Below are 13009 nucleotides of genomic sequence, written 5' to 3'. Positions count from 1 at the left end.
CCTCCGACGTCAGGCCGCGCCGAGCTTCGCCGCGTTGCGCACAATCGCCGCCGCGCCGCCAAGAACCACCGCATCCTCGACGAACCCCGTCGGCGTCTGGCCGTACTGCGACATCGCCGCCATCCGCGCACGCCAGCCCGGATAGGACGCCGCGACCGCGGTCAGTCCGCCAACCGCTGCACCGATCCACCGTTGCCGCCGCGGAACGAGCGATGCCCCCGCGATCGCCGACGTGACAAACCGCGCAGCCAGACCGATCGCGACGATCCGGTCGGGCGCGGTCTTCTGCTTGTCCCCTGCCATCTCGCCGATCGCGAGCGCGAGTGCACCCGCCGCGACGACGGGGTGCGACAGCAGCTTCGGCGCACCATTGTCGGCGGGCAGCTCGTCGCGAGCGGCGGCGATGGCGACCGCGGCGAGCGGCGTCATCGCGCGCTGGCCACCGACGAGGCCCATCAGGAAGGATGCAAGCATGATGATCTCCGAAAACAGATTCGAGTGCATCAACGCGCGCAGGCTCAACCGGGGTCCGCCATTGGGGCTAGTGGACGATCTCCTTGATTCAGCGAAGGAAACCGCGACGCGCATCAGTCGTTCATCGCGGTATATCCCCAAAGCTTCAGGACACAGATCGATGAGATTCGATGACAAGATCGTGGTGATCACCGGTGCCGCCTCCGGCATCGGCGAAGGCGCCGTGCGTCGTTTCGCCGCGGAGGGCGCGACGCTGGTACTCGGCGACAAGGACGCGGACGGCCTCGCGAAGGTCGCCGCCAGCCTCGACGGCACGACCGTCGAAACGCTCGAAACCGACGTGTCCGACATGGCCGCCTGCGAGGCGCTGGTGGCGCACGCAGTCGACAAGTTCGGCCGCATCGACGTGCTCGTCAACGATGCCGGCGTCGACCATCTCGGCAAGCTCGACGAGGGCGACCTCTCCGAATTCACCAAGGTCATCGAAACCGACCTCTACGGCGTCGTCCACATGAGCCGCGCCGCGATCGCCACATTGCGCGCGAACAAGGGCTGCATCGTCAACGTCTCGTCGGTGTCGGGCCTCGGCGGCGACTGGAACCACAGCTTCTACTGCGCCGCCAAGGGCGCGGTGACCAACTTCACCCGCGCGCTCGCGATGGACGAGGCGAAGCACGGCGTCCGTGTCAACGCGGTCAACCCGTCGCTGACCTACACCGCGCTGACCGCGGGCATGAAGGACCAGCCCGACCTGATCGCGAAGTTCGAGGAGCGCATCCCGATGGCACGCGGCGCACAGCCCGAAGACATCGCCGGCGCCATCGCGTTTTTGGCTAGCGCCGACGCGCACTATATAACCGGGGTCAACCTGCCGGTCGACGGCGGCCTGTCCGCCTCGAACGGCCAACCGGCGCTCTCCTGAGCGCGAGAGGATCAGCATGACCGACTATAAGAAAACCGACGAAGCGATCGCCAAGCTCACCCCCGAGCAGTTCCACGTCACGCAGCAGAGCGGCACCGAGCGGCCGGGCACCGGCGAGTATCTCAACACGCGCGAGCCCGGTCTCTACGTCGACATCGTCTCGGGCGAGCCACTGTTCGCGTCCGCCGACAAGTTCGATTCGCATTGCGGGTGGCCGAGCTTCACCAAGCCGATCATGCCCGAGCACGTCGCCGAACTGCACGATCGCAGCCACGGCATGGTCCGCACCGAGATCCGTTCGGCGGGTGCCGACAGCCACCTCGGCCATGTGTTCGAGGATGGCCCGCAGGACAAGGGCGGCCTGCGCTACTGCATCAACTCGGCGTCGCTGCGCTTCGTCCCGCGCGCCGAGATGGAAGCCAATGGGTACGCCGCTTATTTGCCGCAGGTCGACGCGGCAGGCTGACGATGACGCGTGACGGTGTGCCGCACAGGCACACCGTCACGTCTTACCGATACTCGATCACCTACGGGTCGCGAGCTTCGCGCCCAGCGCCGTGACCAGCCCGAACACGGCATGGTTCACGCTGTGCATGCCGATCGTCTTCGCATCGGCCTGCCACTCCGGCGGCTTCACGCCGAGTAACGGCCCCGTGATCCAGTGCATCGCCGCATAGAACGCCGCGCCGAATACGAGACCCGAGCCGATGACCGACGCTTCCTCGTCGATGGTTGCGGCATAGACCGCACCCGCCGCCGCAGACAGCAACAGGTGACCACCCTGCGTGACCGCCTGCTCGCGCGACGACGGCAAGGCATCGGCAGCCGGCGTATCGATGCCGAGCTTCTCCGCGGTCTTGCGTTCGAGCGTGACGATCTCGGACGGTTCGCCGCTCTTGCGCTCGCCCGCCATCAGCAGGGCCGTGATGCCCAGCCCGGCTACCAGGCCACCTGCGACCGCGCCGGCCATACGTCGTGAATCCATCGTCGTGCTCCTGAAGTTCTGCCGTCCACAACGCGCGGATCGCAAATCGGCCCACCACGTCGTGACGCCCGATCACCTTTGCAAATCATTGGCTTAGCCGCCGGAACAGCAGCCTCCCGAGACTGTTTCGCTACCAGGACCCTTCGCGTCGGCCCGCTCCACCATGAGCGTCAACCACGAGCCCGACGCCCCGATCCGACGAGGACCATCATGCCGATCCAGACCACCGACGATCTCGCAATCACCTATGCCGATACCGGGCCGCGCGACGGCCAGCCGGTTCTGCTGATCCACGGCTGGCCCGACGACGCATCGACTTGGGACGACGTCGTCCCCGCGCTCAATGCGGCCGGGTTGCGGACCATCGTGCCGACCTTGCGCGGCTTCGGCGAAACCCGGTTCGTCGGGAATGCACCGCGCACCGGCAACAGCGCGATCCTGGCGATGGATATGATCGCACTGATGGATGGGCTAGGGATCGGGCGGTTCATGGTCGCCGGGCACGACTGGGGCTCGAACACCGCGGAGGCACTCGCAGTCGGCTGGCCCGACCGCGTCGAGCGGATGGCGATGCTCGCGACGCCGCCCCGTCTCGGCGGTATGCCGACGCCGCCGTTCGAGCAGGCGCAGCGCCAATGGTATCACTGGTTCATGGCCACCGCGCGCGGTGCGCAGGCCGTTCGCGACGATCACAAGGGCTTCGCGCACATCCACTGGGTCAACTGGTCACCCCCCGGCTGGTTCGACGAGACAACCTTCGCCCGCGTCGCACGATCGTTCGAGAACCCCGACTGGGCCGACGTCACGCTGCACAGCTACCGCGCACGCTGGAACGAGGCCGAGCCCGATCCGCGCAGCCAGTGGCTCGAGGACAAGGTGAAGGCGACCAAGACGCTCTCCTTGCCGACGATGTATTTCCAGGGCGCGGTCGACGGCGTGAACCCGCCATCGGCGAGCATCTCGGTACCGGCCAAGTTCACCGGGCCGTTCGCGTTCGTGACGCTCAACGGCGTCGGCCATTTCATCCAGCGCGAAGCCCCCGACGCGGTCGCGCGCCATCTCATCCAGCTTTTCACCGGCGATCCCGCCGACCTGTCCGACACCACCGACCGGAGCCTTATCATGTCCAAGACCAAGCCCTTCCTCGCTGGCGCTGCCGCGATCGCCGTCGTCGCCGCCGCGGCGATCGGCGTCGCCAGCGCGCAGACCGCATCGCAGACCAGCGGCCGTCCGCTCACCCAGGTCGCGCAGTTCGATCACCAGGCGACCGGCGTCGCCGTCACCGCCGACGGCCGCCGCTTCGTCAACTTCCCGCGCTGGACCGACGACGCGCCGATCTCCGTCGCCGAAGTGATGAAGGACGGCTCGCTCAAGGCCTATCCGGACGCCAAGTGGAACAGCTGGCGCAACGCGAAGTCCGCCGAGATGCCGGTCGGCGATTATTTCGTCTGCGTGCAGTCGATCGTCCCCGACGGTCACGGCAACCTCTGGGTGCTCGATCCCGGCGCGCCCGGTAACGAGAAGATTCTCGAAGGCGCACCCAAGCTGGTGAAGGTTGACCTCGCCACCAACCGCGTGACCAAGGTCATTAAGGTGCCGCTCGACGTCGCGTTGCAGGGCACCTACCTCAACGACATCCGCTTCTCGCCCGACGGCAAGACCGGCTACATCACCGATTCCGGGACGCGTGGCGCGATCATCGTCATCGATCTCGAAACCGGCAAGGGCTTCCGCGCGCTCGACGGCCATGGCTCGACGCAGATCGACAAGACCGTGAAGGTGATGACCGACGGCAAGCCGCTCGTCCGCCCCGACGGTCGTCAGCCCGCCTTCGCCGCGGACGGCATCGCGATCTCCAACGACGGCACGACGCTCTATTATCAAGCACTCACCGGCAAGACGCTCTACTCGATCGACACCACGCTGCTGCGTAACGGCGTCAGCGAGGCGACGCGGGCCGCGGGCGTGAAGACGGTCGCGCAGACCCACGTCGCCGACGGCCTGTGGATGAGCAAGGCCGGCACGCTCTACCTGACGTCGCCGGTGAACAACGGCATCACCCGGCTGGTCGGCGATCATGTCGAGCCGGTGCTGACCGACGCCCGCCTGCGCTGGCCCGACACCTTCTCGGAAGGTCCGGACGGCCGCATCTACGTCACCGCCAGCCACATCCAGGACACCAACTGGTTCAAGCCCGGTGCGCCCGCGTCGCTCAAGACCGAGCTGTTCTCGTTCGCCCCCGCAAAGTGAGGCCCGACATGACCTATCTCCGCTACAGCGACGACATCGAGACGATTCAGCCGGACGAGCAGGAATCGATCGACGGCATCATTCAGGGCATGTCGCAGCAGACCGAAACCGTCGAGAAGCGCGAGGGCCATGCGGTCCGCGCGAGCCACGCGAAGAGTTCGGCGTGCGTGATCGGCGAACTGACGATCGCGCCCGGCCTGCCGCCCGAACTCGCGCAGGGCGTGTTCGCGACGCCCGGCACGCACCCCGTCGCGATCCGCTTTGCGCAAGGGCCGGGCGAGACGCTCGGCGACCGCGTCTCGACGCACCGCGGCATGGCGATCAAGATCTTCGACGTACCCGGCGACAAGCTGTCGGGACACGATGCCGACACGCAGGATTTTGTGTTCGCGACGGGCACGACCTTTCCGTCCGGCACCGCGCAGGGCTTCCTGAGCGATGCCAAGAAGATCGGTGCGGCAGTACCCTTGCCGGAGGGCTTCAAGAGCGCGGTGTCGAGCCTTGCGCGCAACGTGAACAAGGCACTGCACGCGGTCGGCACCGAGAGCCCCAAAGCGGACTTTTTCGGCCATCCCTTCAGCCATCCGCTTGCCGAACCGTATTTCAGCCAATGCCCGATCCGCTACGGCGATTACGTCGCCAAGCTTGGCGCCTTCCCCGCCTCGCCCGAACAGGCCGCACTGAAGGACTGGGAACTCGACGCAAAGACAGACGAAAACGGCTTTCGCCACGCCGCCGTCCGCTATTTCGGCGAACACGACGCGGTCTTCGAACTGCGCGTACAGCTTTGGGCGAACGCAGAGGCGCAGCCGATCGAGGATACGTCGGTCGACTGGCCCGAGGAGGACAGCCGCTACCTGACGGTCGGAACGATCCGCATCCCCCGGCAGGAAGCCTATAGCGCCGCGCGCGTCCGGTATTTCGACGATGTGATGACGTTCCGCCCCGCGCACGCACTCGCGGCGCATCGCCCGCTGGGTTCGGTGATGCGCGCCCGTTTGCAGGTCTATCACGCGCTGTCGAAGCTGCGGCACGGCGAGAACGGCATCAAGGCCGAAAACACCGCGAAAATCGATCAGATACCCGCCTGAGAGGAGAGTCCCTTCGGGGACCCCGCTTGCACTCCGGGCAAATAAAAACCCCGCTAGTCATGGGACTAGCGGGGTTTTCAATGGTGGGCGTGGCAAGGATTGAACTTGCGACCCCTGCGATGTCAACACAGTGCTCTACCACTGAGCTACACGCCCGCCGGAGGGCTCCACTAGCCGCGCTCTTCGCGGCGTGCAAGCCCTCAATGCATGCCCGTCACATTATCCATCTCGAACAGCCGATCGACCTCGGCGACCAGGTCGCGCAGGTGGAACGGCTTGGACAGGACGCGGGCCTGCGGCATCGCCCGCCCGGCCTTCAACGTGACCGCCGCAAAGCCGGTGATGAACATCACGCGCAGGTCCGCGCACATCTCGCCGGCCTTCTGCGCCAGTTCGATGCCGTCCATCTCGGGCATGACGATGTCGGTCAGCAACAGGTCGAACGTCTCGGTCTCGAGCAGCGGAATCGCCGCCGTGCCCCGGTCGACTGCGGTCACCGCATAGCCCGAGCGTTCGAGCGCCCGAGTCAGATACTCGCGCATGACCTGATCGTCCTCGGCCAGCAGAATTCGCAACATCGATCTAAAGTCCCGTTTTCACACGTACATTCTGGTGCCGCCCTACCCTGAAATTGGTTAACATATCCAGGTCGATTGCTCGCGCCCGGTGCTGGGCCTAGCGTGGTGCCATGCAGTCTTCTTCCTTCGAGCGCCTGGGCGCAATGCCGCCCGTGAGCCCGGTGGTGGTGTCCGTCCCGCACGCAGGCCGGGACTATCCGCTCGCGCTCAAGACGGCGTTGCGCGTGCCGCTTGCCGGGCTGCTGCCGCTTGAGGACAGGCTCGTCGATGCGGTCGCGCGCGCGGCACGGACCGACCAGACGACGATCGTCCAGACCCGCGCGCGTGCCTGGATCGATCTCAACCGGCGCGAGGACGAGCGCGATCCGCTGCTCGACGAGGGTGCGCCGTCGATGCCGCTCGCCCAGCAATCCGCCAAGCTGCGCAGTGGGCTCGGTCTCGTCCCACGCCGCGCATCGGGGGCGGGCGATCTCTGGGCGCGGCGGTTCACCGATGCCGACGTCACCGCGCGGATCGCCAACGATCACCGCCCTTACCATGCGGCGCTCGCGTCGGCGTTGAAGGCGGCGCACGACCGGTTCGGCGTGGCGGTGTTGCTCGACGTGCATTCGATGCCGCCGCTCGGCCCGGGTGGATCGCGAATCGTGATCGGCGACCGGTTCGGCCATTCCGCCGAGCCGCGCTTCGTCGCGCGGATCGAAGCCGAGTGCGTCGCGCGCGGCTTCTCGACCGCGATCAATGCACCCTATGCGGGCGGCCATATCCTCGAACGCCACGCGCGTCCGGCGGCGAACATCCATGCGGTCCAGTTCGAGCTGGATCGCACGCTGTATCTCGATCGCAAACTCCACGCGCCCGGCGCTGGCTTCGCGCGCGTGGTCGACCTGGTGCGCGCGATCCTGGCGGCACTCACCGACGAGGCCTTGCCCGTCCCGCTCGCCGCGGCCGCCGAATGACCGAACGCGCCTAGCCGATCAGCGCGTCCAGCAGCTCCTCGATCCGCCCTGCCCGCGCGATCGGGTCGGCAATGCCCTCGGCGGCGATCCAGCGCCCGTTCTTCTCGACCAGGTCGTCGAGCGGTTTTGCGGCAGTCCGGTCGTGCGGCGTGAACGCGATCGCCGCGGGACCGGCGTCGATCTGTCGGATGCCCGCCTCACGCGCCATCATCCGGATACGCGCCACCTGCAACAGTCGCAGCGCCGCCTCGGGCGCCTTGCCGAACCGGTCGTCGAGCTCCGCCTCGAACAGGTCGAGCGCCGAGACGTCCTCCAGCCGTGCAAGCCGGCCATAAAGCGACATCCGCACCTCCAGCTCGGGGATCCACGCTTCGGGAAGGCTGCCGCCGAGTTCGAGATGGAGCTCGGGAATCCAATCGTCGATCGGCGCACCGCCCTCACGGTCGATCCGCGCCAGCCGCAACGCGCGACCGAACAGATGCTGGTAGAGGTCAATACCGATCAGCTTCATGTGACCAGCCTGTGCCTCGCCGACCAGATCGCCCGCGCCCCGCAGATCGAGGTCACGCGCGCTGATCGCAAAGCCGGCCCCCAAGCGGTCGAACGCCTGGAGCGTGCGCAACCGCTTCAGGGTCGCCTCCGCAATCGTCGCCTCGCCGTCGGTCAGCAGCATCACCTGCCCCCGCCGTCCGCTGCGACCGACGCGGCCGCGAAGCTGATGCAGCTGCGACAACCCGAACCGGTCCGCGTGATGGACGATCATCGTGTTCGCGCGCGGCACGTCGAGCCCGGCCTCGATGATGTTGGTCGCCAGCAGCACGTCGCCGTCGCCCGCCGCGAACGCGACCATCGCCTCGTCGATCTCCCCCGCCGGCATTTTCCCGTGCGCCTGCACCAGCCCGAGTTCGGGCACGAGCTTGGCCAGCTTGGCGGCAAGCGGCGCCATGTCGTCGATCCGCGGCACCACGACGAAGCTCTGCCCGCCGCGCGCCCGCTCGCGACGCAGCGCCGCGCGCACCGTCGCGTCGTCGAACTGCGCGACCGATGTGCGGATCGGCTGGCGACGTGCCGGCGGAGTGGCGATGACCGACAAGCCCTGCAGCCCGATCATCGCGGATTGCAGCGTGCGCGGAATCGGCGTCGCGCTCAGCGTCAGGACGTGCCCCGCCCCGAGCGCATGCATCTTGGCCTTGTCGGCCGCGCCGAACCTTTGCTCCTCATCGATCACGACGAGCGCGAGATCCTTGTACGCGACGCCCTTGCCCGCAATCGCCCCCGTGCCGATCACGACGCCGATCGATCCGTCCGCAAGCCCCGCCCGAACCCGTGCCTTCTCCGCAGTGCTCGACAGCCGCGACAGGCCGGAGACGGCCACGCCGGTCCCCTCGAAGCGCTTCGAGAACGTCTCGATATGCTGGCGGACCAGCACCGTCGTCGGCGCGGCAATCGCAACCTGGCGCCCGGCCAGCGCAACGGCAGCCGCGGCACGCAACGCGACTTCAGTCTTGCCGTAGCCGACATCGCCGATGATCAGCCGGTCCATCGGCTTGCCGCTCGCAAGGTCCGCCAGCGTCGTCGCGATCGCCTTTGCCTGATCAGGCGTCTCGGTGAACGCGAAGCCGGCGGCGAATTTCTCGTAGCGGGCGCGGTCGGGCTCGATCGGATCGGTCGTCCGTGCGTCGCGCTCGGCGGCGATCGCGGCGAGGTCCCGCGCGCTTTCGGCGATCGCGGCATCGATAGCGCCACGCCGCTTCTGCCACGACGCGCCGTCGAGCGAATCGAGCGTGACCGCGTCGATCTCCGCGCCATACCGCCAGATCCGGTCGGCCTCGCGCACCGGCACCAGGCGGCGGCCTTCCTTCGCATATTCCAGGACGATCGCGTCGCCGTCAGTCCCCGGCAGCATCTCGAGCCCGCGGACGACGCCGATCCCGAACTCCTCGTGGACGATCACGTCGCCGCATCGCAGCTCGCTCGTCAATCCCGGCAACATGCCGGCGCTGCCGCCCGCGATCTCGTCCCCACGCGCGCGCCCACCGAGCAGGTCCGCGCCGGCAACGACAGCGGTCCCGCTCGCGACGAAGCCGCGATCGATCGGAGCAACCAGCAGCATCGCGGTGCTGGGCCTGGCCGACACGACGTCCGTCCAGCGATCGACCGACGTAAAGGTGATCTTCGCCGCCCGCTCGAGCCTGGGCTGGAGGAACCGCAGGTCGCGCGGCGATCCCACGACGAGCAGACGCCCATCCGCAAGCGCGTCCTTCGCGAACCGGGCGAACGCGCGCGCCGGATCGCGCCGTTCGATGAACCGGGGGGGCACATCGTCGCAAACGTCGATCGCGGCCGTTTCACGATTCGCGATTTCGGTTGCCCAGACTTTGTCGAGGACCAGATCGGCAGATGCACGACGCCGGGGCAGGCCATCCGCGGCGATGGCAAGAAACCGATCGCGCCGCTTTTCCGCATCCCGGTCGAACGCGATCGCCGCGTCCGGTAGGTGCGCGAGGATCGACACGCCCTTCTCGACCACAGGCTCGGTCGCGCGGCCGATCTCGACGACGTCGACATCGCCCAAGCCGAGTTGCGACACCGGATCATAGTCGCGCAGGCCGGTAATGCGGCCATCGGCAAACTCGATGCGGACCGGGGTTTCGCGATCGGCGGGGAACACGTCGATCACGCCACCGCGTACCGCGATCTCGCCGGGTTCGTCGATCCGATCATCGGTCAGGTAGCCCACCTCCTCGGCGATCGCGGCAAACGCCTCGATATCGATCGGATCGCCGACCTGGAGCCGCGGTGGCGCCACGTCGAACATCGGCGGCGGTGGATAGCGTACCGCAGTCGCCTCGGCGGTCGTCACCACCAGGATCGGTGCCGTCTTACTCTCGTACCCCGCGCGCAGCCGCCGCAACGCCGCCACGCGACGTCCGACATTGGCAGGAGATGCCGGCGCGTCGTCGCCCGGCAGCGCATCGCTCGACGGCACATAAACGACCAGCGCATCGGGCGCGAGCGCCGCCGCGATGGTCGCGATCTCCGTCGCACGCTGATCGTCCGCCGCGACGTAGACGAGGTTCCCGTCAGACAAGCGCTCGACGATAGCTGACGCCAGCGGCGCCACCGCCGCGCTAGGCTTCGCCGCTATCGCTGGCGCGACATCCATATTCTCGACGTCTTGACTGACCTGAAGCACCGACACGCATCCTTCTTTCGAGGATGAACGTGATGTCGGCAGCGTGCGTTCCGGCGATACTATCCTCGATCAGGGTATTCGTTCACCACGCGAAGGCGGGAACGATCGTGCGCCGTCCGACCAGAATGCGTCCGGATGGCGCGCCTGTCCGCTCGGTCCGCGACCAGCTGGCCAGAATTTATTCTTCGCCGATCAGCGTCAGCACGTCGCCGATGATGCGCGTCATCGCGATCCGCGCGGCAGCGGGATCACGCGCGACGATCGCGTCCGCCACCGCAGCATGATCGGCGATGTTGGCAGAACGCCCCTTGATACGGTTGGTAAAGCGGATCGACGTCCGCAATGCGGTCGAGACCACCGACTGGAACTGTGCGTAGAACGGGTTCTTCGACGCCCGCAGGATCGCCATGTGGAACGCAATATCGGCCTCGAGCGGATCGCCGGTCCCGGCTTCGCCCGCCTCCATCTGTGCCAGTCCCGTACGGATCGCCACCTCGTCCGCGGCATCCGCAAAACGCGCCGCCAACGCCGCCGCTTCCGGCTCGATCGCGATCCGCAACTGGTTGAAATGTCGCAGGAGTTCTACCGAGAACTTGCGCTCCAGCGTCCATCGCAGCACGTCGGTATCAAACAGGTTCCAGGCGCTTGCCGGTTGCACTACCGTCCCCTGCCTGGGCCGAGCACTGACCAAGCCCTTGGCGGTCAGCATCTTGACCGCCTCGCGCGTCACCGAGCGGCTGACGCCGTGCGTCTTGGCGATCTCTGCTTCGGTCGGAAACGGTCGATTTTCGTAGCGTCCGGTGACGATCGCTCGCCCAAGCGTGTCGAGCATCCCATGCGTGAGGTTACGCCCCACAGTCGCGGTGGTCGGAAGAACGTCGCCGTCTGTCATATCGATCGCCATCGGCCGGGTTTTGGCGCAACGCGCTGCTGGTGTCACGCGTCTTGCACCACGCCCCGACGATATCCGGTGGAAGCTGCCGGTCGTTTATCGTACAATTGGCAATCGGTCAGCTGATCGGCACGGACCGTGTTGCGCGCGACGACCTCGAGGTAGAATAATGGTGGCATTCATTGCAGTCGATTGGGGCACGACCAACCGGCGTGCGTTCCGCATCGAGGATGGTAAAGTTGCCGCGACCGAGCGCGACGATCGCGGCGCAGCGAACGTCGCATCCGGCGTGTACGAGACAGAGGTCGCGGGCATCCGGGCGCGGCTGGGCGACTTGCCGATACTGCTCGCGGGGATGGTCGGGTCGAACATCGGCTGGCGCAGCGTGCCCTATGTCGCCGCGCCCGCCGGACTTGCCGAAGTCGCCGCCGCGCTCGACCGGATCGACGACCGTACTGCGATCGTGCCGGGACTGTCGTACCGCGATGGGGTGCACGCCGACGTGATGCGCGGCGAGGAAGTGCAATTGCTCGGCGCGGTCGCCGCCGGGCTGGTGCCGCCCGACGCATTGCTCTGCCAGCCGGGCACGCATTGCAAATGGGCCACCTTGGACAAGGGGCGGATCACGCAGTTCACCACGGCAATGACTGGCGAGCTGTTCGCCCTGCTTCGCGCGCACGGTGTCCTGTCGCGTCAACTCGGCCACCCGGTCGAGCCGGGCGCCGCCTTCCTCGAAGGCGTCGCGGAGGGCGCGCGGCGCGATCTCGCCGCCAGCCTGTTCGCGATCCGCGCGCGCGGCGTGCTGGGACTTGCCCACGACGCCCAGGCCGCCTCGTTCGCTAGCGGGCTGCTGATCGGTGCGGACACCGCCGCGCGGATCGAGGCTGGCGTGACCGTCCACATCCTCGCCGATCCCGCCCTCGGCGCACTCTATGCCAGCGCGATCGATGCGCTCGGCGGCACGTCGCACCATATAGACAGTCAGGCCGCGTTCGTGGCCGGCATCACCCGCATCCAGGATCTCGCCGCATGACCAACCGCCAAGCCTTTGACGACGCCTTCGCGAAATGCCCGCTGATCGCGATCCTCCGCGGGGTGAAGCCCGACGAGGTCGAGGCGATCGGCGAGGCCTTGGTCGAGGCGGGCTTCACGATCCTCGAAGTGCCGATGAACTCGCCCGATCCACTCGACAGCATCGCCCGACTGGCGCGCCGGTTCGAGGGCCGTGCGGTCGTCGGTGCGGGCACGGTGTTGCGCGTCGAAGACGTCGAGGCGGTCGGTGCTGCGGGCGGCACGCTGATCATCGCCCCCAACGCGAACGTACGCGTGATCGCCGCAGCGGCGGACAAGGGCTATGTCGCGTTGCCCGGCATCGCCACCCCGACCGAGGCATTCGCCGCGCTCGACGCAGGGGCCGCCGCGCTGAAGCTGTTTCCCGCCGAAGCCGCCGGCCCCACGGTGTTGAAGGCGATGCGCGCGATCCTCCCCAAGGATGCGCGCGTGCTGCCGGTCGGCGGGATCGTGCCGGAGGCGATGGCGGATTGGCGCAAGGCCGGCGCGGCTGGCTTCGGGCTTGGCTCGGCCCTGTTTGCGCCAGGCATGACCGCCGCGGACGTCGGCACACGCGCGAAGACGTTCATCGAGACGTGGAACGCTGGTTAGACC

General features: G+C 67.5%; 12 protein-coding genes and 1 tRNA gene. 7 read left to right on the top strand and 6 right to left on the bottom strand.

The genetic code is table 11. The features are described 5' to 3' along the window. Positions 1-9 precede the first annotated feature (9 nt). A complete protein-coding gene (locus O6X71_RS09355) occupies positions 10-474 on the bottom strand; it encodes a DUF4126 family protein (RefSeq protein ID WP_353465619.1) in 465 nt (154 codons plus the stop codon). A gap of 160 nt (positions 475-634) precedes the next feature. Between O6X71_RS09355 and O6X71_RS09350 the strand changes: the two genes are divergently transcribed. Both O6X71_RS09350 and msrB read left to right on the top strand, forming a co-directional pair. Beyond that, complete coding sequence (locus O6X71_RS09350; RefSeq protein ID WP_353465618.1) at positions 635-1396, top strand: SDR family NAD(P)-dependent oxidoreductase; 762 nt, start codon at positions 635-637, stop codon at positions 1394-1396. Between the two features lie 16 nt (positions 1397-1412). After that, complete coding sequence (msrB, locus tag O6X71_RS09345) at positions 1413-1862, top strand: peptide-methionine (R)-S-oxide reductase MsrB (RefSeq protein WP_056065219.1); 450 nt, start codon at positions 1413-1415, stop codon at positions 1860-1862. Between the two features lie 57 nt (positions 1863-1919). On the opposite strand, the gene O6X71_RS09340 is transcribed toward msrB, so the two are convergent. Continuing rightward, on the bottom strand, positions 1920-2381 hold the full coding sequence (locus tag O6X71_RS09340; protein WP_353465617.1) for a hypothetical protein: 462 nt from the start codon (positions 2379-2381) through the stop codon (positions 1920-1922). 210 nt (positions 2382-2591) lie between these two features. On the opposite strand from O6X71_RS09340, the gene O6X71_RS09335 reads away from it, so the two are divergent. Further along, the gene (locus O6X71_RS09335) at positions 2592-4631 is read left to right on the top strand and encodes an L-dopachrome tautomerase-related protein (RefSeq protein ID WP_353465616.1); all 2040 of its coding nucleotides are present in this window, start codon (positions 2592-2594) and stop codon (positions 4629-4631) included. Positions 4632-4639: 8 nt separating this feature from the next. Continuing rightward, positions 4640-5722 (top strand): catalase family protein, encoded by a 1083-nt coding sequence (locus O6X71_RS09330; protein WP_353465615.1) that lies wholly within the window; start codon positions 4640-4642, stop codon positions 5720-5722. Positions 5723-5803: 81 nt separating this feature from the next. On the opposite strand, the gene O6X71_RS09325 is transcribed toward O6X71_RS09330, so the two are convergent. Together O6X71_RS09325 and cpdR are read right to left on the bottom strand one after the other, a co-directional pair. Then, positions 5804-5878 (bottom strand) — tRNA-Val (locus tag O6X71_RS09325). 44 nt (positions 5879-5922) lie between these two features. Beyond that, the gene (cpdR, locus tag O6X71_RS09320) at positions 5923-6300 is read right to left on the bottom strand and encodes a cell cycle two-component system response regulator CpdR (protein WP_056065257.1); all 378 of its coding nucleotides are present in this window, start codon (positions 6298-6300) and stop codon (positions 5923-5925) included. 110 nt (positions 6301-6410) lie between these two features. Between cpdR and O6X71_RS09315 the strand changes: the two genes are divergently transcribed. Then, positions 6411-7256, top strand: a complete 846-nt coding sequence (locus O6X71_RS09315; protein ID WP_353465614.1) for an N-formylglutamate amidohydrolase — start codon at positions 6411-6413, stop codon at positions 7254-7256. A gap of 10 nt (positions 7257-7266) precedes the next feature. Here the strand turns inward: O6X71_RS09315 and O6X71_RS09310 are convergent, their stop codons facing one another. Further along, positions 7267-10452, bottom strand: a complete 3186-nt coding sequence (locus O6X71_RS09310) for a TRCF domain-containing protein (protein ID WP_353465613.1) — start codon at positions 10450-10452, stop codon at positions 7267-7269. A 178-nt stretch (positions 10453-10630) separates the two neighbouring features. Further along, positions 10631-11356, bottom strand: a complete 726-nt coding sequence (locus tag O6X71_RS09305; RefSeq protein WP_353465612.1) for a FadR/GntR family transcriptional regulator — start codon at positions 11354-11356, stop codon at positions 10631-10633. A 157-nt stretch (positions 11357-11513) separates the two neighbouring features. Between O6X71_RS09305 and O6X71_RS09300 the strand changes: the two genes are divergently transcribed. Continuing rightward, complete coding sequence (locus O6X71_RS09300; protein ID WP_353465611.1) at positions 11514-12377, top strand: 2-dehydro-3-deoxygalactonokinase; 864 nt, start codon at positions 11514-11516, stop codon at positions 12375-12377. Then, positions 12374-13006, top strand: a complete 633-nt coding sequence (locus O6X71_RS09295) for a 2-dehydro-3-deoxy-6-phosphogalactonate aldolase (RefSeq protein ID WP_353465610.1) — start codon at positions 12374-12376, stop codon at positions 13004-13006. Before O6X71_RS09300 ends, O6X71_RS09295 begins: the two co-directional genes overlap by 4 nt. Positions 13007-13009: the final 3 nt, after the last annotated feature.

The organism is Sphingomonas faeni, assembly GCF_040407505.1.
GTDB classification, from domain to species: Bacteria; Pseudomonadota; Alphaproteobacteria; order Sphingomonadales; family Sphingomonadaceae; genus Sphingomonas; species Sphingomonas faeni_E.
This window is presented reverse-complemented; position numbering and strand designations above follow the sequence as displayed.